20 protein-coding genes and 1 pseudogene are annotated in these 19,429 nt (G+C 63.1%); 16 read left to right on the top strand and 5 right to left on the bottom strand.

Annotation, left to right across the window (positions count from 1 at the left end; genetic code table 11):
- Positions 1-73 precede the first annotated feature (73 nt).
- The 3 genes from JOY50_RS00520 to JOY50_RS00510 all read right to left on the bottom strand — a co-directional run bounded on the left by JOY50_RS00520 (position 74) and on the right by JOY50_RS00510 (position 4,722).
- Positions 74-2,758, bottom strand: a complete 2,685-nt coding sequence (locus tag JOY50_RS00520; protein WP_243054637.1) for a dermonecrotic toxin domain-containing protein — start codon at positions 2,756-2,758, stop codon at positions 74-76.
- 69 nt (positions 2,759-2,827) lie between these two features.
- Entirely contained in the window at positions 2,828-3,169 is a 342-nt protein-coding gene (locus tag JOY50_RS00515) for an EscU/YscU/HrcU family type III secretion system export apparatus switch protein (RefSeq protein ID WP_132845398.1), read from the bottom strand.
- A complete protein-coding gene (locus JOY50_RS00510) occupies positions 3,166-4,722 on the bottom strand; it encodes a flagellar hook-length control protein FliK (protein WP_243054636.1) in 1,557 nt (518 codons plus the stop codon). The genes JOY50_RS00515 and JOY50_RS00510 overlap by 4 nt, the downstream gene beginning before the upstream one ends.
- 266 nt (positions 4,723-4,988) lie before the next feature.
- Here JOY50_RS00510 and ccmA point away from each other — a divergent pair, with 266 nt between their 5' ends.
- From ccmA to JOY50_RS00460, 10 genes and pseudogenes are all read left to right on the top strand, one after another.
- Positions 4,989-5,621 (top strand): cytochrome c biogenesis heme-transporting ATPase CcmA, encoded by a 633-nt coding sequence (gene ccmA, locus JOY50_RS00505; RefSeq protein WP_019473471.1) that lies wholly within the window; start codon positions 4,989-4,991, stop codon positions 5,619-5,621.
- Entirely contained in the window at positions 5,609-6,286 is a 678-nt protein-coding gene (ccmB, locus tag JOY50_RS00500; protein WP_013973563.1) for a heme exporter protein CcmB, read from the top strand. Before ccmA ends, ccmB begins: the two co-directional genes overlap by 13 nt.
- A 46-nt stretch (positions 6,287-6,332) precedes the next feature.
- A complete protein-coding gene (locus JOY50_RS00495; protein ID WP_019473472.1) occupies positions 6,333-7,100 on the top strand; it encodes a heme ABC transporter permease in 768 nt (255 codons plus the stop codon).
- Complete coding sequence (ccmD, locus tag JOY50_RS00490; protein ID WP_012273475.1) at positions 7,097-7,273, top strand: heme exporter protein CcmD; 177 nt, start codon at positions 7,097-7,099, stop codon at positions 7,271-7,273. Before JOY50_RS00495 ends, ccmD begins: the two co-directional genes overlap by 4 nt.
- Positions 7,270-7,721: pseudogene (ccmE, locus tag JOY50_RS00485) on the top strand (cytochrome c maturation protein CcmE); the annotation flags it as partial. The gene ccmD and the pseudogene ccmE, both read left to right, overlap by 4 nt.
- Positions 7,722-7,736: 15 nt before the next feature.
- Positions 7,737-9,710 carry a heme lyase CcmF/NrfE family subunit gene (locus tag JOY50_RS00480; protein ID WP_243054677.1) on the top strand — a complete coding sequence of 658 codons (1,974 nt, stop codon included), beginning with the start codon at positions 7,737-7,739 and terminating at the stop codon, positions 9,708-9,710.
- On the top strand, positions 9,707-10,243 hold the full coding sequence (locus tag JOY50_RS00475; RefSeq protein ID WP_132845389.1) for a DsbE family thiol:disulfide interchange protein: 537 nt from the start codon (positions 9,707-9,709) through the stop codon (positions 10,241-10,243). The genes JOY50_RS00480 and JOY50_RS00475 overlap by 4 nt, the downstream gene beginning before the upstream one ends.
- The gene (locus tag JOY50_RS00470; protein WP_132845387.1) at positions 10,240-10,716 is read left to right on the top strand and encodes a cytochrome c-type biogenesis protein; all 477 of its coding nucleotides are present in this window, start codon (positions 10,240-10,242) and stop codon (positions 10,714-10,716) included. The genes JOY50_RS00475 and JOY50_RS00470 overlap by 4 nt, the downstream gene beginning before the upstream one ends.
- Positions 10,709-11,905 carry a c-type cytochrome biogenesis protein CcmI gene (ccmI, locus tag JOY50_RS00465; protein ID WP_138737308.1) on the top strand — a complete coding sequence of 399 codons (1,197 nt, stop codon included), beginning with the start codon at positions 10,709-10,711 and terminating at the stop codon, positions 11,903-11,905. The genes JOY50_RS00470 and ccmI overlap by 8 nt, the downstream gene beginning before the upstream one ends.
- Positions 11,906-11,917: 12 nt before the next feature.
- On the top strand, positions 11,918-12,334 hold the full coding sequence (locus JOY50_RS00460) for a hypothetical protein (RefSeq protein ID WP_016488394.1): 417 nt from the start codon (positions 11,918-11,920) through the stop codon (positions 12,332-12,334).
- 523 nt (positions 12,335-12,857) lie between these two features.
- Here JOY50_RS00460 and JOY50_RS00455 read toward each other — a convergent pair.
- Together JOY50_RS00455 and JOY50_RS00450 are read right to left on the bottom strand one after the other, a co-directional pair.
- Positions 12,858-13,721 (bottom strand): IS3 family transposase, encoded by an 864-nt coding sequence (locus tag JOY50_RS00455; RefSeq protein ID WP_060545763.1) that lies wholly within the window; start codon positions 13,719-13,721, stop codon positions 12,858-12,860.
- Positions 13,718-14,011 (bottom strand): IS3 family transposase, encoded by a 294-nt coding sequence (locus JOY50_RS00450; RefSeq protein WP_023661668.1) that lies wholly within the window; start codon positions 14,009-14,011, stop codon positions 13,718-13,720. The genes JOY50_RS00455 and JOY50_RS00450 overlap by 4 nt, the downstream gene beginning before the upstream one ends.
- A 372-nt stretch (positions 14,012-14,383) precedes the next feature.
- Between JOY50_RS00450 and JOY50_RS00445 the strand changes: the two genes are divergently transcribed.
- From JOY50_RS00445 to JOY50_RS00420, 6 genes are all read left to right on the top strand, one after another.
- Entirely contained in the window at positions 14,384-15,322 is a 939-nt protein-coding gene (locus JOY50_RS00445; RefSeq protein WP_243054635.1) for a 2-hydroxyacid dehydrogenase, read from the top strand.
- 51 nt (positions 15,323-15,373) lie between these two features.
- On the top strand, positions 15,374-16,162 hold the full coding sequence (locus JOY50_RS00440; RefSeq protein WP_132845380.1) for a PhzF family phenazine biosynthesis protein: 789 nt from the start codon (positions 15,374-15,376) through the stop codon (positions 16,160-16,162).
- Positions 16,163-16,356: 194 nt separating this feature from the next.
- Positions 16,357-16,764, top strand: coding sequence for a GFA family protein (locus JOY50_RS00435; RefSeq protein ID WP_138737471.1), 408 nt, complete (start codon positions 16,357-16,359; stop codon positions 16,762-16,764).
- A gap of 82 nt (positions 16,765-16,846) precedes the next feature.
- Positions 16,847-17,185, top strand: a complete 339-nt coding sequence (locus JOY50_RS00430) for an FKBP-type peptidyl-prolyl cis-trans isomerase (protein WP_016488389.1) — start codon at positions 16,847-16,849, stop codon at positions 17,183-17,185.
- A 233-nt stretch (positions 17,186-17,418) separates the two neighbouring features.
- Positions 17,419-18,081: a histidine phosphatase family protein gene (locus tag JOY50_RS00425; protein ID WP_132845376.1), complete on the top strand. Its 663-nt coding sequence runs from the start codon at positions 17,419-17,421 to the stop codon at positions 18,079-18,081.
- Between the two features lie 44 nt (positions 18,082-18,125).
- The gene (locus JOY50_RS00420) at positions 18,126-19,319 is read left to right on the top strand and encodes a D-amino acid dehydrogenase (protein WP_243054634.1); all 1,194 of its coding nucleotides are present in this window, start codon (positions 18,126-18,128) and stop codon (positions 19,317-19,319) included.
- The last annotated feature ends 110 nt before the right edge of the window (positions 19,320-19,429 follow it).

Below are 19,429 nucleotides of genomic sequence, written 5' to 3'. Positions count from 1 at the left end.
GGTGTTAGATAGTGCTACCGCCTATTGGCCATAACTGCTGGGGCCGATGGCCTGGCACTGCAGGACGCCGACCTCAGGGTTTGCCCCAGGAGTGGTAGTTGCCGATTGTCACCACGCTACTCAGTGCCTGGTCGCTGTTGCGCGCCTGGGAAATGGGCAAGGCCAGGTTTTCCGTGAGGGCGCGATAAGTGGTCTGCGGAATCGACTCCAGCTTGCTTAGTTGCCGCAGGAACTGCAGCCTGGGTAGATGCCGAGCAACTATATCGTTTAGCAAGCCTGGCCCGGTCATCCTGCTCATTTCCCTGGCGTAGGCTGCGTAACCGTGGGTGCCTGACAGCGGCCTGATGTCGTAGAACGACAGATTGCTGCGGTAGCGTGCGTCCATCTCTGCAGAAATCGCGAGCAGGGTGGGGTTGTTGGCATGGCTGCCGATCATGTTGCTGTTGTAGTCACAGTGCATGCCCAGCAGCTCGTTGTTCACCGGGCTGCCGAGGACCAGGCCTTCAGGCGTGGTTTTCAAGGTTACCGAGGTGATCATTGTGAAGTTGTCGGGGTTGTCTTCGAAGCTGCGCAGTGTGTCGTCGACGTCCATGTAGATTCCGCCCTCCGAATGGAGTAACGGGTAGCGCAGTATGTCGGAGGCAGACGCGAAGTTTGCCCCGTTGCTGTCCAGTGCGTGGCGGTACTGATGGTAGAAGTCAGTTTGCTCGAAGGCTGCGTAGAAGGGCTGCTTTTCCAGGGTTTTGATCTGAACGTTGGATGCAGCGATCAGCTTTGCGCGGTTCTTCATGAACGCTTTAGGGTTGGACTTCGACAGGTAGAACTCATAGGTAAAGCCCGTACCCTCAAGGCGTTTGGCATTGCTCGCGATGTTCTCCACCAGCTCATCGGGGATGCTTTTATTGCCGACCCAGATGCTGAGGATTTTCTTCGGCAGTGGGGTTACTTCCGAGCTGTTGACCACAGGCACACTCAGCGGCAGTTGCAGGTCTACGTCCAGCTTGCGCAGCGTGTACATGCGCATTGCATTGCTGGCGCCACGCACGGCCGGGTTGACCTCATACAGGTCGCGGGTACCTGCGGTTACCTGGTAGTAGTTTGGCAGTACTTCGTTGGCATCCTCTTGGAGGATGAAGGCATCGTTTTCGGCGTCATACAGTACTTGGACTTCGTTGCCGTCCCTGAGCGCCAGCAGCGGATTGGTACCGGTTGCGCGATTCAGCGGGCCCCTGGCAATGCGGGTGGCTTCCACAGGTGGCTCGGCTGGCACGAAAAAGTCCGCCACTATCTCTTCAGGAAGCCGGGGAGGGCTGTTGGGGCTCAGCGGGTAGCCCCACTGATCGTTCAGGCGCGTGGGCAGGACGAAGCGCGAACTTTCGCCTGGGAACAGCATTCGCGGGCCGGCTGCAGTGAGCAAGGCCAGTGGGGCGGCATTAAGCAGGCCGAAGGCGATGTTGCTCACGCCAGCGTCCTTGTCAGTAAGGGTCTTGCCATTGATCGCCTGATCGAGCCCCAGGCCAAACTGCGCGACACCGCCGGCTGCCAGCAGCGGGATCAACTCGGGAACCACCAGCGCCAGCGGTGCCAGCAGGTTGATCGACGCCACCAGGTAGCCGCGCCAGCGAGCCTTGGTCACCTGCGCATCGCGGGTGATGATGAAGTCGGCATCGGCATAGCTGCGTTCGCGTTGACGTTGTGTGAGGGCTGCGAACAGATCACCTTCGAGTAACGGGCTGTGCTGCTCGGCCTTGTAGTTGATGTACTCGCTGGGGTGCCAGGGGCTGTCGACGGTGAAGCCTGCGCGGTTGGGCGATCGATGGTGAATACCCGGGTAGGCGCCAAGGCCTTCCAGCGCAGTATCCAGCCCACTGAAATCCAGGCCATCGGGGGTGTCCACCAGTTTGAAATACTGGCGCAGGCGCAGGCGTTTCTCGTGGTTGCGGCACTGTTCGGCGAACCAGTCTTGCATGGCAGCCATGCCGTCGAACTCATGCAAGGGCGATGCATTGCCTGGCAGGTACAGCAGTACTTCTGGCTGTGCCTCATCAGTGATGCAGATCAGGTCGGTGGCAGCGTAGCCGTAAACGTTCAATGGCTTTGCCTGCAAGCCGGGGGCTTTTGCCATCAGCCCCGCCACTTGCCAGGCCATCAGGCGGCCTGCATCGCTCAATGAGCCCTCCTGGACCTGCTTGTTGCAGGCGGCCAGGAAGCTGATTTGCAGTGACTGCCGATGTGTTTGTGCAGCCTGTTGCCAGTAGGCGTCGAGCATGCCGACGAAGCGGGTGTGAAAGTCCAGATTCCAGATGAACTGCTGCATGGCCTCGACGTTGACCGGCAGGTGTGTGCTGCGGTCGTAGCGGGCCGGGGTAGTGCGCCGGAACAGGCCGTTGAACACCGAAAAACGGGCGCTGTTGTCAAACACCCCAGGTTCGGGCAGGCGCTCGACGATAGCCAACGGGCCATCTGGCAAAGTGCCTGCCCAGTGGCCCGGGAGCAACTGGCCGATCAGGTTATTGGCTGTTTCACCCTGCCAGTCCGCAAGCATCGCTTGGGTAAGTGAAAGACGCTGGACGATGACGGCCTGATTGCCACGGTAGTGCAGGGTGACGACGTCGGTCTGGTCGGGGTCAAGGTCATGGCCCTGCTGCACCAGCCATTGGTGCATCGCACGGCTGGCTTCGCGGTCAGGGCGGGGTATATGGCGCAGGTGGTCGCGAACGTATTGCACGCCGGCGGTGTTGATGCGGCTTGTGGACATGGTATTCACCTTGCTCATTGACGGGAACGGCAAGGCTGAACGGCTGACGCCGGCTGCGGTGGTAGATAACTACCGGTGGCTGGCAGGTGGCAGCAGTGCGGTTACCGGCGTGATGTCGTGCGGCGCCTCGGCTTCGTCGCTGAAACCAGCAGGCACCTTGCCCCGCAGTTGCCAGGCGAAGGCAATGATTTCGGCAATGGTGAGGTACAGCGCCTCGGGAATCTGCTCACCCAACTCCAGGCGTGCCAACAGGCGCACCAACTCGGCGTTTTCGTAGATCGGTACCTCATGCTCACGGGCCAGGGCCAGGATGGCCTCGGCCAGCGCATCGTCACCCTTGGCGCTGAGGGTAGGGGCCTGCTGGCCGTCGTAGGTCAGGGCAATGGCTTGGCGTGGTGGTGTGTGTGTCATGCGTTTTCGTCTACCCAGCGTTGCTCTACCCGTGTGCGCGGGCCTTGAGGGGGGATGCCCGGGTGGCATTCCAGGTCGCCAACGTCCAGGCCGCGTTCCAGCAGGCGCTGGCGCAAGGCGCCGAGCTGGCTGTCGATCAGCCTTGCGATTTGTTCACGCTCTGCCCACAGGTGCCCGCTCAGGCGGCCTTGGCTGAACTGCGCCTGTACTTGCAGCGGGCCGAGGGGCGAAAGGTCGAAGGCCAGTTCGATGCGCCACAGGGCCAGCAGTGGGTCCTGTGCTTCGTGTTGGCGGTCGGCCTGCTGTTGCGGGGTTTCTTCGCGCTGGATTTTGATCTGCAGCGGGATGAACTCTTGGCCATGGCGGATCGGCACTTCGGTTTGCCAGGTGGTCTGCAGGTTGCCGTTTTCCAGCGTGCCGGTTTGTTGCAGGCTGCTCATGGCATGGCTTTGCAGGCGCGAGATGGCCGCAGCGGCCAGGCGCAGCAGTTGTTGTAGGTCGCCTTCGTCTTCCAGGGCCTTGAGCAGGCGCGACGGCAGGGGGAACGCCCCTGGCTGCGGCTTGGGGCTGACCCGTTCGAGCATGCCCAGCGCGCTGCGGGCCAGCGCCGGCATTGTCACGGCCAGGCTGGCGGGTGCCAGGTTGGGCGTGCCGGGTGTGCTGGCCGGGGCCTGAGTAATCAGGCGCAGCAGGTGTGCCTTCAGGTCCGTGGCCACGCTGGCAGGAAAGCCGCCCAGCAGTTTCGCTTCAAGGAAGGCGCCGCTGTTGTTCAGGGCTTGGGCCACGCCCTTGGCGTCGCCCAGTTGGCGGGCGTCCGGCAGGCCGGCCAAGAGGCGTTCGGCACTGGCGCGCAGTTCGCCATCGACGCCCGGGTCGCGGGTGAGCTGTTGCAGGGCGTTGAGCAGGCCGGGCAGCGAAGCCTGGCGGTTTTGCTGGGTCAGCAGTTGCTGGGCAATGCTCAGTTGGTCCTGCCTGCCGCTAAGCGGCACGAAGCGCAGCGATTGGTCACCCTGCACCAATGCGCTGAGCAGGCTGCCAATGGCCAGTGGGCGCGGGCTGTCGATGCTCATGGTGGCACCGGCCTGAGCACTGTTCAGCAGGCTGACCAGCGCCCGGTAGCTTGCCGGTTGGCCGGGCGCCTGGGGCAATGCCTGGTTGGTCAGGACTTTGCCTTGCAGCAGCGTGCCGACGGGCACTTTGCTGGTGTCCAGGCGAGTGAGGGTGGTGATCTGGCTGGCGTTGGCCTGCTGCAGCATGATTGCCAGGCGGTTGCTTTCGGTCTGGCTGACAGTGACCTGGCTGCCTTGGGGCAGGGGCTGGCTGGCGCTGGCTTGCAGTTGGGTCTGCACGCCGTTGGCTTGCATCAACCGCAGTACCAGCTGAAATTCCTGGCCCGTCTGGCGCAGCGACACAACCTCGACCTGCGCGGTCTCGCCGGGTGCCAGCAGGCCGGGCTGCGCCTGGATCAGGCGCAGCAGTTCGCCGGTCATGCCCGCCTTCATGGCTTGGCTGTTGATCGCGGTTTGTGCGCCGAGACTATTGATTTCAGTCATGATTGTATACAACCTGTCGAACCCGGCCTCTTGGCAGCGCGGCGGCGCATGTAATAATGCCGAGCGCCCGTGGTTGCCAGTATAACGGCAGCGCGCGGGGCGACTTGAGACACAAGGGTTCTGGAGCGGCGTCGCCTGCTTCGCGGGCTTGCCCGCTCCCACAGGTTCAGCGCAGCTTTCAGATACTGCACGAGACCTTGTGGGAGCGGGCAAGCCCGCGAAGCAGGCGACGCCGGCCCGAAGCCCTACAAAGATAAGGCGAAACCGTGACCCTTCACCTCCAAGCTGCAGGCCTGGCCTGCGAGCGCGACTGGCGCCTGCTGTTCGAGCAGCTCGATTTCGAGCTGGGCGCCGGCGACATGCTGCAGATCAGCGGCCCCAACGGCAGCGGCAAGACCAGTTTGCTGCGCCTGCTGGCCGGGTTGATGCAACCCACCGCCGGGCAGATCCTGCTGGGCGGCAAGCCGCTGGCCGAGCAGCGCCATGCCCTGGCCAGCATCCTGCTGTGGATCGGTCACGCCGCGGGCATCAAGGACCTGCTCACCGCCGAGGAGAACCTCACCTGGCTGTGCGCCTTGCACCAGCCAGCCAGCCGCGAGGCGATCTGGGCGGCGCTGGAGGCGGTCGGTTTGCGTGGTTTCGAGGACGTCCCCTGCCATACCCTGTCGGCCGGCCAGCAGCGCCGCGTGGCCCTGGCCCGGTTGTACCTGGCGTGCCCGCCGCTATGGATCCTCGATGAGCCCTTCACCGCCCTCGACAAACAAGGCGTGGCTCAGCTCGAAGCGCACCTGGCGGCCCACTGCGAGCAGGGCGGCACAGTGGTGCTGACCACCCACCACACGCTGGAACGCAAGCCCTCCGGTTACCGTGAACTGAACCTGGGGCAATGGGCGGCATGAGCGTATTCATCTTATTGTTGCGTCGCGAAGCACGCCTGCTGTTCCGCCGCCCTGCCGAGCTGGCCAACCCGTTGGTTTTCTTCGCCATCGTCGTTGCGCTGTTTCCCTTGGCGGTCGGCCCAGAAAGCCAATTGTTGCAAACCTTGTCGCCGGGCCTGGTCTGGGTTGCGGCACTGCTAGCGGTGCTGCTGTCGCTGGACGGCTTGTTCCGCAGCGATTTCGAGGATGGCTCGCTGGAACAATGGGTGCTGTCGCCGCACCCGCTGGCGCTGCTGGTGCTGGCCAAGGTGCTGGCGCACTGGATCTTTTCCGGGCTGGCACTGGTATTGTTGGCGCCGCTGCTGGCGCTGATGCTGGGGCTACCAAGCCATTGCCTGCCGGTACTGCTCGGTTCCCTGCTGCTGGGCACACCGGTATTGAGCCTGCTGGGCGCGGTGGGCGCAGCACTGACGGTCGGTCTGAAGCGCGGTGGTTTGTTACTGGCGTTGCTGATTCTGCCGTTGTATATCCCTGTATTGATCCTGGGCAGTGGTGCGTTGCAAGCGGCGTTGCAAAATATGCCCGCAACCGGCCACCTGCTCTGGCTCGCCAGCCTGACGGCCCTGGCCGTGACCCTGGCACCCTTTGCGATAGCTGCCGGCCTGAAGATCAGCGTCGGCGAATAACGAGTCCCGGGCTCTCAAGCCCGGCAAATACCCTGGATGTACCCTGATGAAAATAAGCTGGACGTGGTTCCACAAGCTGGGCTCCCCGAAATGGTTTTATGCCATCAGCGGCCGCATGCTGCCATGGCTGGCCGGCGCTGCCGTGCTCCTGCTGCTGGTCGGTATCACCTGGGGCCTGGCATTCGCCCCCCAGGACTACCAGCAAGGCAACAGCTTCCGCATCATCTACATTCACGTGCCGGCGGCGATGCTGGCGCAGTCCTGCTACGTGCTGCTGGCGGTCGCCGGGGTGGTGGGGCTGGTGTGGAAGATGAAACTGGCCGACGTCGCCCTGCAATGTGCCGCGCCCATCGGCGCCTGGATGACCGCCGTGGCGCTGGTTACCGGCGCCATCTGGGGCAAGCCGACCTGGGGCAGCTGGTGGGTGTGGGATGCCCGCCTTACGTCCATGCTCATCCTGCTGTTCCTGTACTTCGGCATTATTGCGCTCGGCCAGGCGATCAGTAATCGTGACAGTGCGTCCAAGGCCTGTGCGGTGCTGGCGATTGTCGGCGTGGTCAACATCCCGATCATCAAGTACTCGGTGGAGTGGTGGAACACCCTGCACCAGGGCGCCACCTTCACCCTCACCGAAAAGCCTGCGATGCCCGCCGAAATGTGGCTGCCGTTGCTGTGCACGGCGTTGGGTTTCTACTGTTTTTTCGGCGCCGTGCTGTTGCTACGCATGCGCCTTGAAGTGCTCAAGCGCGAGGCGCGCGCCAGTTGGGTCAAGGACGAAGTGTTGAACAGCCTGGGGCGGAGGAGCGCACAATGAGCTTTGCCACCTTCGGTGATTTTCTCGCCATGGGCCACCATGGCCTGTACGTGTGGTCGGCCTATGGCATCTGCCTGGCGGTGCTGGCGCTGAATGTCGCCGCGCCGCTGCTGGCCCGCCGTCGCTACCTGCAAGAAGAGGCGCGCCGTTTGCGCCGGGAGAACAACCAGTGAATCCGCAGCGCAAGAAACGCCTGTTGCTCATCGTCGGCCTGCTGGTCGGCGTCGGGGTTGCCGTCGGCTTTGCCTTGAGCGCATTGCAGCAGAACATCAACCTGTTCTACACGCCCACCCAGATCGCCAACGGCGAAGCGCCGCTGGACACCCGCATCCGTGCTGGCGGCATGGTCGAGAAGGGCTCGGTGCAGCGCTCGTCCGACTCGCTTGATGTGCGCTTTGTGGTCACCGACTTCAACAAGTCGGTGCCGATCACCTATCGCGGCATCCTGCCCGACCTGTTCCGCGAAGGGCAGGGCATCGTCGCCCTGGGCAAGGTCAACGCCGAAGGCGTGGTGGTGGCCGATGAAGTACTGGCCAAGCACGATGAGAAGTACATGCCGCCTGAGGTCACCAAGGCCCTGAAGGAAAGCGGCCAGGCCGCCACCAGCACGGAGGCAAAGCCATGAACGCGGCGTTGGTGATACCCGAACTCGGCCAGCTGGCGATGATCCTGGCCATCTGCTTTGCCACCGTGCAGGCCAGTGTGCCGCTGCTCGGCGCCTGGCGTGGCGACAGCCTGTGGATGAGCCTGGCGCGGCCGGCGGCCTGGGGGCAATTCGCCTTCCTGGCCTTTGCCTTTGCCTGTTTGACCCATGCCTTCATGACCGACAACTTCTCGGTCGCCTACGTAGCCAGCAACTCCAACAGCGCCTTGCCCTGGTACTACAAGTTCAGCGCCGTGTGGGGCGCCCACGAGGGTTCGCTGCTGCTGTGGGCGTTGATCCTGGGCGGCTGGACCTTTGCCGTGTCGGTGTTTTCGCGCCAGTTGCCGCAGGTAATGCTGGCCCGCGTGCTGGCGGTGATGGGCATGATCAGCGTCGGCTTCCTGAGCTTCCTGATCATCACGTCCAACCCGTTCCAGCGCCTGCTGCCGCAAGTGCCCACCGACGGTCGCGATCTCAACCCGCTGCTGCAGGACTTTGGCCTGATCGTTCACCCGCCGATGCTGTACATGGGCTATGTGGGCTTCTCGGTGGCCTTTGCCTTCGCCATTGCCGCCTTGCTCGGCGGCCGCCTGGACGCTGCCTGGGCGCGCTGGTCGCGGCCCTGGACCATCGTCGCCTGGGCCTTCCTGGGGGTCGGTATCACCTTGGGCTCGTGGTGGGCCTACTATGAGCTGGGTTGGGGTGGCTGGTGGTTCTGGGACCCGGTGGAAAACGCCTCGTTCATGCCTTGGCTGGTGGGCACGGCGTTGATTCACTCGCTGGCGGTGACGGAAAAGCGTGGGGTGTTCAAGAGCTGGACTGTGTTGTTGGCAATTGCCGCATTCTCGCTGAGCCTGCTGGGTACCTTCCTGGTGCGTTCCGGCGTGCTGACCTCGGTACACGCATTTGCCGCCGACCCGTCGCGGGGCATTTTCATCCTGTTCTTCCTGTTGTTCGTGGTCGGTGGTTCGCTCACCCTGTTCGCCCTGCGTGCACCGGTGGTCAAGAGCCAGGTCGGCTTCGCCCTGTGGTCGCGCGAGACGCTGCTGCTGGCCAACAACCTGGTGCTGGTGGTGGCCGCGTCGATGATTCTGCTTGGCACGCTTTACCCGCTGGTGCTTGATGCCCTGACCGGTGCCAAGCTGTCGGTAGGTCCGCCGTATTTCGATGCCTTGTTCCTGCCGCTGATTGCGCTGCTGATGGTAGTAATGAGCGTGGGCGTGGTGGTGCGCTGGAAGGACACCCCGGGCAAATGGCTGGTCAGCATGTTGACCCCGGTGCTGATCGGCAGTGCCATTCTTGCCCCGGTTGCCGGTTTTATCGTTGACGACTTCGACTGGCCGACCCTGACTGCCTTCGCCCTGGCTGCCTGGGTGGTACTCGGCGGGCTGCGCGACATCCTCGACAAGACCCGTCACAAAGGCCTGCTGAGGGGCCTGCCTGGCCTGGGACGCAGCTACTGGGGCATGCAACTGGCACACCTGGGCCTGGCGGTGTGTGCGCTGGGCGTGGTGCTGTCGAGCAATAACAGCGCCGAACGCGACCTGCGCATGGCCCCGGGCGAAAGCGTGGAACTGGGGGGTTACCACTTCCTGTTCGAGGGCGCCAAGCACTTCGAAGGGCCGAACTTCATCTCCGACAAGGGTACCGTGGTGGTCAGCCGTGATGGCCGTGAAGTGACTACCCTGCACCCGGAAAAGCGCCTGTACACCGTGCAGCAGTCGATGATGACCGAAGCCGGCATCGATGCCGGCTTTACCCGCGACCTGTACGTTGCCCTTGGCGAGCCGCTGGAAAACGGCGCCTGGGCCGTGCGCGTACACATCAAGCCTTATGTCCGCTGGATCTGGCTGGGCGGTCTGCTGACCGGCCTGGGCGGGTTGCTGGCGGCACTCGACCGGCGCTACCGCGTCAAGGTCAAGACCCGGGTGCGTGATGCCCTGGGCGTGTCTGGAGCAGCTGCATGAAGCGTTGGATCATGGTAGTCCCCCTGGCAGTGTTCCTGCTGGTGGCGGTGTTCCTCTACAAGGGGCTGTTTCTCAAGCCCGACGAGCTGCCGTCGGCAATGATCGGCAAACCGTTCCCGGTGTTTTCCCTGGCTTCGACCCAGGGCGACCGCACCCTGACCCAGGCCGACTTGCAGGGCCGCCCGGCACTGGTCAATGTGTGGGCCACCTGGTGCCCGTCGTGCAAGGTCGAGCACCCGTACCTGAACCAGCTGGCGCAGCAGGGCGTGGTGATCCACGGGGTCAACTACAAGGACGACAACGCCGCCGCGCAGAAATGGCTGGCCGAGTTCCACAACCCTTACCAGCTGGACATCCGTGACGAGCAGGGCAGCCTGGGCTTGGACCTTGGGGTGTACGGCGCGCCGGAAACCTTCCTGATCGACGCCAAGGGCATCATCCGCTACAAGCACGTGGGCGTTGTCGATCCCACCGTCTGGCGTGAGCAGCTGGCGCCGTTGTACCAGGGCCTGGTCGACGAGGCCAAGCCATGAGGCGCTGGGTGGCAGCTGCCGTGCTGGGTATGAGCCTGGCCGGTGTGGCCAAGGCGGCCATCGATACTTACCAGTTCCGCGATGATGCCGAGCGCGAGCGCTACCAGCAGTTGACCAAGGAACTGCGTTGCCCCAAGTGCCAGAACCAGGACATTGCCGACTCCAACGCGCCAATTGCTGCCGACCTGCGCCGCGAGATCTTCCGCATGCTTGGCGAAGGCAAGAGCAACCAGCAGATCGTCGACTTCATGGTGGACCGCTATGGTGACTTTGTGCGCTACAAGCCGGCGCTCAGCGGGCGTACCTGGCTGTTGTGGTTCGGCCCTGGCATCCTGCTGGCAGGTGGTTTCGTGGTGCTGGCGGTGATCGTGCGCCGACGCCGTGGTACGGCTTTGCCGGGCAACAACGAGCTTTCCGTCGAAGAACGCGAGCGACTCGCCAAACTGCTGGAAAAAGAACAGACCCATGACTGAATTCTGGCTTAGCGCGGGCCTGCTGCTGCTCGCCGCCCTCAGCTTTTTGCTGATCCCGATCCTGCGTGGCCGCCGTCGCCAGCAGGAAGAAGACCGCACGGCCCTGAACGTGGCCCTGTACCAGGAACGCGTGGCCGAACTGGCTGCCCAGCAGGCTGCCGGGGTGCTCGATGAGGCACAGCTGGCCAAGGGCCGTGACGAGGCTGCCCGTGAGCTGCTGGCCGATACCGAAGGCGCCGAAGGCCCGCGCCAGGGTCATCTGGGCAAAGCCTTGCCGCTGCTGGCTGCAGTGCTGGTACCGCTGATGGCGCTGGGCCTTTACCTGCATTTTGGTTCGGCCGACAAGGTGGCGCTGACCCAGGAGTTCGCCGAGGCACCCAAGTCGATGGAAGAAATGACCACGCGCCTGGAGCGTGTGGTGCAGGCCCAGCCTGAGTCGGCCGAGGCCATGTACTTCCTGGGCCGTGCCTACATGGCCGAGCAGCGCCCGGCCGATGCTGCGCGTACCTTCGAGCGCGCGGTCACCTTGGCTGGCCGCCAGCCCGAGCTGCTGGGCCAGTGGGCCCAGGCCATGTACTTTGCCGCCGACAAGCGGTGGAGCCCGCAGTTGCAGGCACTCACGGATGAAGCGCTGAAGGCCGACCCCAACGAAGTGACCAGCCTGGGCCTGCGCGGTATTGCCGCCTTTGAAGGCGAGCGTTACCAGGAAGCCATCGACTACTGGAAGCGCCTGCTGGCGCAGTTGCCAGAAGGCGATGCATCGCGTGCGGCCCTGCAGGGCGGCATCGACCGCGCTACCGAGCGCCTGGGTGGGCCGGCAGGGCAGGCCGCAGAGCCAGCACCAGTGGCAGCCCGGCTGAAGGTACGGGTGGAACTGGCAGCGGCACTGAAGGACAAGGTCAAGCCCGACGATACGGTGTTCATCTTCGCTCGCGCCAGCAATGGCCCGCCCATGCCGTTGGCAGCCAAGCGGGTGACTGTGGCGCAGTTGCCGATGGAGGTGGAGTTGTCTGACGCTGACGCAATGATGCCGCAGATGAAACTGTCACAATTTGCCGAAGTCCAACTGGTTGCACGTGTTTCCCGCGCTGGCCAGCCTACCCGTGGTGAGTGGATTGGCCAGGGCGCGCCGTTGCCCAGTGCCACCCAGGCTACCCAGCACCTGACCATCGACAGCCCAGACCTGTAAGAGAGCAAAGCCATGCACAGCACCGTCCGCCTGACCCTGATCACCCTGGCCCTGGGTTTGTCTGCGTGTACGGTGCATCAGCCGTACGAGCAGCCCGCGCCACCGATCGAGCGCGTGCCGCCGCAAGGGCCGGTGGTCAAGCCGTTGCCGGGTGGGCAACCGTCCACCCAGCCGAGCAAGCCGGCGGCGATTCCCAAGCCCATGCCGCGTACTTCGGCCAGCTTTGCGCCACCGCCTGGCGGGGCTAGCCATTGGGACCCCAAGCTGGGTGTATATGTATTGGAGAAGCAGCCTAATACGTTCTACCGGCAGCGTACGTACTATCGGTTTGATAACGGCTGGAGCTGGTCGCTGAGCCCGAATGGGCCTTGGCAGGATACTGACAGCAGTGGCGTGCCGGGTGGGTTAGGGCGAGCGTTCGCCCAGTAACGCTGCATCGGCATCGGCATCGGCTTTTGCTTTTGCTTTTAAGCGCGCGGAAGCTCAGGCGACGCAGATTGCGACTTCAGGAGGCCGAGCGCAGGGCTTGCGAAGGGAGGTGACGGGCATGGATGCCCGTCAAGCGCTGGGCCCCAGGATGGGGCCTGCAGCGCGGTCCTCCCGGGAGCAAGCCCGGAGCGAGGGGACCCCGGAGCGCAGCGTAGGGGCCGGATGATGGGAGCGCAGCGTTTTTTGGTTACTTTTTGTCGCGTCTGACAAAAAGTGACCCGCCGTAAGGGCGGAAAGGTGACTTGATGCCACCTTCGAAGATGAATGTTGACCTCCTTGTTGATGCCCACGCCTCCAAGCGACAAGCGACAAGCGAAACGGTGCTGATTTTTAGCTCGCGCATAGGCCATTTGCGATGGCGACGCACACTCACCTTTTCGCCCTTACGGCGAGTCACTTTTTGTCAAACGCGACAAAAAGTAACCATGGGCCTGCCCCGTGACAGCGGACGCCAAGAAGCTGGCTACAGAGCCAACTGCCTTAAGCCTTTTGCGTATTCGTTCGGTGAACGGTAACCCAGTGCTGAATGCAGTCGACAGCTGTTGTAAAACCCATGGATGTAGCTGGCAATTGCCAGGTGAGCCTGTTTCTTTGTGGGGTAGACCGCGCAGGCTTCCTCTCTCTTCAATGTAGCGAAGAAACTTTCAGCTACGGCGTTATCCCAGCAGTTTCCTCTCCGACTCATGCTTTGCGCGAAGCCCTTCTTGGCCAAAGCGAGACGAAACCTGCTGCTCGCGTACTGGCGCCCTTGGTCGGAATGGAAAATCACTCCGTAGACGCCCAAACATGCGTTCCAAGCGTTCATGAAAGCGCGCTCGACCAAGTCGTCAGGCATCCTGTCCGCCAGGCTGTAACCCAGCACTTGGCGGGTTTGGATGCTCAGTACCACTGCCAGATAAAGCCAGCCCTCTTTCGTAGCGATGTAAGTGATATCACTGACCCAGGCTGGGGTGGAGCTTTGAACGGAGAACTGACGACCCAATAAATTGCTCGCCACTGGCAGCGCATGGTGACTGTCGGTGGTGCACGGTCTGAAACCGCCCTTGGATCGGCCCTGTATATGTTCTTCATGCATTAGCCGGTCAATGCGCTTGTGACCTACCGCATAGGCCTGCTGCCGTAGCGCCTCGACTAGCCGTGGTCGGCCATAGGTCTTGCGGCTAGCCGCGTAAACCTTGTGTAGATCGATGCGAATTTGTGCATCCGGATCTGGACGGCCTTGGCGATGCTGATAGTCGTAAAACCCTGAAACCGAGACACCCATTACCCGGCACAACAGACGCACCGGGAACTGAGCCCGTTCTTCAGCGACGAAGGCGTATCTCACCTGGACTCTTTGGCAAAGAATACCGCCGCCTTTTTTAGGATTTCACGCTCCAGTTTCAGCTCGGCGTTCTCGGCTCGCAATCGTGCTAACTCGCTGTCCTCTCTGGTGATTGCGCGACGGTCAGGAGAGCTCAACGGCTGGCCGTTGCGGGAAGCGTTGACCCAGTTGTCCAACGTCTTCACAGACATCTCCAGCTGGCGAGCAGCTTCCGTCCTGCCAAGCGTTTCAGCCAGCGCAACGGCCTGAATCTTGAACTCATCGGTGTAATTGCGGCGAGTGGTTGGGTACATGACAACCTCCAAGATAGCGATGTAAGTATCGCTTCTTGGCGTCCGTTGTCACGGGGCAGGCCCACCAAAAAACGCTGCGCTCCGATCATCCGGCCCCTGCGCTGCGCTCCGGGGTTCCCTCACTCCGGCCTCGCTCCCGGGAGGACCGCGCTGCAGGCCCCATCCTGGGGCCCAGCGCTTGACGGGCATCCATGCCCGTCACCTCCCTCCGCAAGGCCTGCGTTCGGCCTCCTGAAGTCGCGACGATCAAGATCAAGATCAAGATCAACGGCTACAGCGGAGCAGCACAGTACAGTTTTGCCTTGTAATTTCAATTGACTGTACTGGCTGGTGACTCCGCATAATGGCGCCTCGAATTAACCCGGAGGTGGCATGCGCAAGACAGTCCTGGTACTGGTAGAAACCGTCGACGATTACCTGCCCATGCTGGAGCAGGCCGGGTACCGCCTTATCCGTGCCCCCTCACCGCAAGTGCGCGCCGAGGCCATCCAGCGCCACGCCAGCGAAATCGATGCCGTGCTCACGCGCGGCCCGCTGGGCCTGACGGCTACCGAAATCGACGCCTTGCCTAATCTGCAGATCATCTGCGTGATCGGCGCCGGCTACGAGCAAGTCGACCTGGTTGCCGCCACCGCCCGCGGCATCACCGTTACCAACGGCGCGGGTGCCAATGCCAGCGCGGTCGCCGACCACACCCTGGCCTTGTTGCTGGCGCTACTGCGCGACATTCCCCGTGCTGATGCCAGCACCCGGCGCGGTGAATGGAACCGGGTGATCAGCCCCTCGGTGAGCGGCAAACGCCTGGGGATTCTTGGCCTCGGGGCAGTGGGGCAGGCCATTGCCAGGCGCGCCAATCTGGGCTTCGACATGCCCGTCAGCTACCACAGCCGCACCCCGCGTGAAGGTGTGCCTTACACCTGGTACGACAGCCCGCTGCACCTGGCCGCTGCCGTCGACATCCTGGTCGTGGCCACCCCCGGTGGCGCCAATACCCAGCATCTGGTCGATGCTCAGGTACTAGAGGCGCTGGGCGGCAAGGGCTATCTGGTGAATATCGCCCGGGCCAGCGTGGTCGACACGCAGGCTCTTATCACCGCATTGCAGCAGGGGCAACTGGCTGGCGCCGCGCTGGACGTATTCGACGACGAACCGGCAGTACCCGAAGCCCTCAAGGCCTTGGCCAACACCGTGCTCACGCCCCACGTGGCCGGCCAGTCGCCGGAGGCCGCGTGCGATACCGTGACCCTGGTGCTGCGCAACCTGCAGGCCTTCTTTGCCGGCGAGCCAGTATTGACCCCGGTACGCCCGTAACCCCTATCCCGACATCTGCCTGGCAACGCCCGGGCAACAAGGAGCGTGTGCATGCAACTCGAAATCTTCCAGGTCGATGCCTTTTCCGCTGAACCGTTCGGTGGCAACCCGGCGGCGGTGATCCCGCTAGAAGCCTGGCTGCCGGACGATGTGCTGCAGCGCATTGCCGAAGAAAATAACCTGTCGGAAACGGCTTATTTTGTGCGCAACGGCGAAACCTTCGACCTGCGCTGGTTCACCCCAGCTGTGGAAGTTGACCTGTGCGGCCACGCCACCCTGGCGTCGGCTTATGTGCTGTTCGAGCAACTGGGTGAGCAGGCGCAGGTGCTGCGCTTCAATACCCGCAGTGGAGAATTGCGCGTCAGCCGTGGCATTGACGGGCTGCTGGCGATGGATTTCCCGGCCAAGCAACCGGCCGTCGTGGAAACCCCGGCGGGCCTGCTGCAAGCGCTGGGCCTGAGCCAGGCGCAGGCGGTGTACCGCAGCGATGACTATGTCGTAGTGATTGATGACGCCCTGTTGCTCGACACACTGAAGCCGGACTTTGTGGCGCTGTCGGCTTTCGACGTGCGCGGCATTGCCGTGACGGCGGCAGGGCGTGGCTTTGATTTCGTCACCCGCTGGTTTGGCCCGCGGGTTGGCGTGAACGAAGACCCGGTCACAGGCTCGGCACACACCTCGCTGGCGCCAGTGTGGGCTGAGCGCCTGGGCAAACCTGTGCTCAGCTGCGAGCAGGGCGGGGCACGTAAAGGCCAGCTGCTGTGCGAAGTACCGGGCAATGGCCGGGTGATCATCAGCGGGCGAGCGGCGTTGTACCTGCGCGGTACTGTGTACATCTGAAGCTTCACGCGATCCTTTGTAGGAGCAGCCTTGTGTCGCGAGCGGGCCGCAACGCGGCCCTTCGATTTTCGCGTAGATGCATCAAACCAGGGGCTGCTTTGCAGCCCTATCGCGACACAAGGCCGCTCCTACACCGACCGCGTTGCAGCTGGCATCTATAATTGCTGGCCCAACCCTCGCTAAAGGAACCAGCCATGGCCCTGGAAAAACACGGCACTTGCCTGTGCGGCGCCACTACGCTCAAGGTCACCGTCGACAATACCCATATCAGCGCCTGCCATTGCAGCATGTGCCGCAAGTGGACGGGCGGGCCGTTGCTGGTGGTGCATTGCAGCCAGCCACCGGTGATCGAAGGGCGTACCCCCAGTGTCTACGATTCGTCCGACTGGGCCCAGCGAGGGTTCTGCGGCCAATGCGGCACGCACCTGTATTACCGGCTGAAGGCCAACGACTTCCATGCGGTGCCGGTCGGCCTGCTGGATGGGGATCAGGAATGGGATTTCGATCTGCAGATTTTTGTCGAGCAGAAGCCCGCCTGGTACTGCTTTGCCAACCAGACCAAAGAGCTGACCGGCCAAGAGGTGTTTGAGCAGAACAGCTAATAGTGTGCCGTCGATCCTGCTTGCCAAACCGGTGCATTCCTGAGAAAAGGGCGGCTTTGTTTTCCAGCGTTGGAGTGTGCCCGTGAGCCAAGAACTGCAGATCATCGACCTAGTCGAGGGTGAAGGCAAAGCCGCCGTCAAAGGCGCCCTGATCACCACCCAGTACACCGGCTGGCTGGCCGACGGCAGCGAGTTCGACTCATCCTGGTCACGCGGCAAGCCGTTCCAGTGCGTGATCGGCACCGGTCGTGTGATCAAAGGTTGGGACCAAGGCCTGATGGGGATGCGCGTTGGCGGCAAGCGCAAACTGCAGGTTCCAGCACACCTGGGCTATGGCGAGCGCAGTGTGGGGGCGATACCGCCTGGCTCGGACCTGACCTTTGAGATCGAATTGCTGGAAGTGCTGACGCGGGATGATTGAGTGGCTGCATTGCAACCTCAGGTTCTTGCACCTTACACAATTGCGCAACACCCATCCCCTAATCTAGACCTTGTCCAGGGAACGGCATCCACCTTCAGGGAGGAACCAAACGGGTTCAGGGCACTCTGACCCTCACTCGTTGCCAAGGATGGCATTCACTACAAGGGCGCCCTGCAGCTGACAGGGCGATGTGGCGGGTCAACCCGATTTCTCTGCCACACGAGCCTGAATTGATGAAGCTGCCCACATTCTTCCGCCGTCGTCGCCATCTGCTGCTGAGCCTGGTACTCACGGCCGCCGCCGTACCGCTGGCGCTGGAGGCTGTCGACAGCCGGGCTCAACCGGTGGATGGCACCCAAACCCTGGTGTTCCTGCGCCATGCCGAGAAGCCCGGTGAGGGGCTTGGCCAGTTGAACTGCCAGGGCCTCAATCGCGCACTGGACCTGGCAACCTTACTGCCAGAGCGCTTCGGTAATGCCGACTACGTGTTTGCCGCCAACCCTTCGCGGCAGGTTGAGGAAGGCAGCAAGGACGAAAGCTACAGCTACATTCGCCCGCTGATGACCATCACCCCCAGCGCCATCCGCCTCGGTTTGCCGGTGAATATCGACTACGGCGCCAACGACACCGACGAACTGGCCGATGAGCTGCTGAGCGACAAATACCGCAATGCGACCGTCTATACCGCCTGGTCCCACGGCTACCTGCCTGAACTGATCAACACGGTGGCCGGCAAGGCCCTGGGTGAAGAGCGGGTGATCACCCAGGACTGGAGCGGCGATGACTTCGACACCCTCTATGTACTGACCCTGACCTGGCACGACGGCAAGGCCAGCCTGCTCAGCCGCAACGTGCGCCAAGGCCTGAATGACGGTGCGCATAGCTGCCCGACCTGATCCGCTGGTACTGTTTGCCCAGGAAGCCGGAACAGGGAAGCGCGATGAAGCAGCGGGTAACGGTAATCGGTGGCGGGGTGGTTGGCCTGGCAACGGCCTACGCGCTTGTGCGTGAAGGGCGGTCGGTGGAGTTGATTGAGGCCCGCGACAGCCTGGCGTCGGCCACCAGCTTCGCCAATGGCGGGCAATTGTCCTATCGCTATGTGGCACCGCTGGCTGATGCCGGGGTGCCGTGGCAGGCACTGGGTTGGCTGTTGCAGGGCGAGTCGCCGCTGCGCCTGCGCTTGCGTCTGGACCGGGCGCAGTGGCGCTGGCTGCTGGCATTCACCTTGGCATGCCGGCGCAGCGTCAACCGCCGAAATGCCGGACAACTGCTGGAGCTGGCGCTGCAAAGCCAGGCTGTGCTGGCGCAATGGCGCGAGCATCATGACCTGGGTGATTTCAACTGGCGGCGCAATGGCAAGCTCGTGGCTTTTCGCAGCGAGCGGGCCTTTGCCGATGGCCGGGCACAGTTGACCGACCCGGCCAGCCAGCGGGTGCTGGCGGCCGCCGAGTTGCGCGCGCTGGACCCTGCCCTGGAGGGCGCACCGTTTGTGGGTGGCGTGTTCACAGCGGATGAAGAGGTTGGCGATTGCCACTTGTTCTGCCTGCGCCTGGAGGCACTGTTGCGCGCTTCGGGGCAATGCCGTTTCCTGCTGGGCCGGCCAGTGACGCAGCTGGTACGGCGCCAGGACCAGGTCGTAGCGCTGCAACTGGGCAACGAGCAACTGGACGTGGAACAGTTGGTGCTGTGTGCCGGGCATCGTGGCCCAGGCTTGGCATTACCGGGGGTGCAGCTACCGGTCTACCCGCTGAAGGGCTACAGCCTGAGCGCACCCATCAGCACCGGGCATCGGGCACCGGAAGTGAGCCTTACCGACTATGAACGCAAGATCGTCTATGCCCGCCTGGGGCAGCAGCTGCGGGTAGCGGCGATGGTGGACATTGTCGGGTTCGACGAATCGGTGGAAAAGCGCAGGTTGCAGAGCATGCGACGGCTGGCGCTGGAGACATTACCGATGGCTGCGGATTATGGGCAGGCGGTGGAGTGGGCGGGCATGCGACCGGCGACACCGACCGGGGTGCCGATCATAGGGGGGACGGTGTATCGCAACCTGTGGCTGAACCTGGGGCATGGGGCTTTAGGGTTTACCTTGGCCTGTGGCAGTGCGCAGCGTATGGTCGAGATGATGGGTTGATAGTACTGGCCTCTTCGCGGGCTTGCCCGCTCCCACAGGTGCCGCACAGTCTTTGAGAACAGTGGGGTCCCTGTGGGAGCGGGCGAGCCCGCGAAGAGGCCGGTACAGGC

The sequence above is a fragment of the Pseudomonas sp. BP01 genome (genome assembly GCF_022760795.1).
Taxonomy (GTDB): domain Bacteria; phylum Pseudomonadota; class Gammaproteobacteria; order Pseudomonadales; family Pseudomonadaceae; genus Aquipseudomonas; species Aquipseudomonas putida_Q.
This window is presented reverse-complemented; position numbering and strand designations above follow the sequence as displayed.

What these genes read in the sequence shown, in the direction of transcription:
- JOY50_RS00520 (WP_243054637.1), bottom strand. Translation starts at nt 2,758, where the DNA reads ATGTCCACAAGCCGCATCAACACCGCCGGCGTGCAATACGTTCGCGAC.
- JOY50_RS00515 (WP_132845398.1), bottom strand. Translation starts at nt 3,169, where the DNA reads ATGACACACACACCACCACGCCAAGCCATTGCCCTGACCTACGACGGC.
- JOY50_RS00510 (WP_243054636.1), bottom strand. Translation starts at nt 4,722, where the DNA reads ATGACTGAAATCAATAGTCTCGGCGCACAAACCGCGATCAACAGCCAA.
- ccmB (WP_013973563.1), top strand. Translation starts at nt 5,609, where the DNA reads ATGGGCGGCATGAGCGTATTCATCTTATTGTTGCGTCGCGAAGCACGC.
- JOY50_RS00495 (WP_019473472.1), top strand. Translation starts at nt 6,333, where the DNA reads ATGAAAATAAGCTGGACGTGGTTCCACAAGCTGGGCTCCCCGAAATGG.
- ccmD (WP_012273475.1), top strand. Translation starts at nt 7,097, where the DNA reads ATGAGCTTTGCCACCTTCGGTGATTTTCTCGCCATGGGCCACCATGGC.
- JOY50_RS00475 (WP_132845389.1), top strand. Translation starts at nt 9,707, where the DNA reads ATGAAGCGTTGGATCATGGTAGTCCCCCTGGCAGTGTTCCTGCTGGTG.
- JOY50_RS00470 (WP_132845387.1), top strand. Translation starts at nt 10,240, where the DNA reads ATGAGGCGCTGGGTGGCAGCTGCCGTGCTGGGTATGAGCCTGGCCGGT.
- ccmI (WP_138737308.1), top strand. Translation starts at nt 10,709, where the DNA reads ATGACTGAATTCTGGCTTAGCGCGGGCCTGCTGCTGCTCGCCGCCCTC.
- JOY50_RS00460 (WP_016488394.1), top strand. Translation starts at nt 11,918, where the DNA reads ATGCACAGCACCGTCCGCCTGACCCTGATCACCCTGGCCCTGGGTTTG.
- JOY50_RS00450 (WP_023661668.1), bottom strand. Translation starts at nt 14,011, where the DNA reads ATGTACCCAACCACTCGCCGCAATTACACCGATGAGTTCAAGATTCAG.
- JOY50_RS00445 (WP_243054635.1), top strand. Translation starts at nt 14,384, where the DNA reads ATGCGCAAGACAGTCCTGGTACTGGTAGAAACCGTCGACGATTACCTG.
- JOY50_RS00440 (WP_132845380.1), top strand. Translation starts at nt 15,374, where the DNA reads ATGCAACTCGAAATCTTCCAGGTCGATGCCTTTTCCGCTGAACCGTTC.
- JOY50_RS00435 (WP_138737471.1), top strand. Translation starts at nt 16,357, where the DNA reads ATGGCCCTGGAAAAACACGGCACTTGCCTGTGCGGCGCCACTACGCTC.
- JOY50_RS00425 (WP_132845376.1), top strand. Translation starts at nt 17,419, where the DNA reads ATGAAGCTGCCCACATTCTTCCGCCGTCGTCGCCATCTGCTGCTGAGC.
- JOY50_RS00420 (WP_243054634.1), top strand. Translation starts at nt 18,126, where the DNA reads ATGAAGCAGCGGGTAACGGTAATCGGTGGCGGGGTGGTTGGCCTGGCA.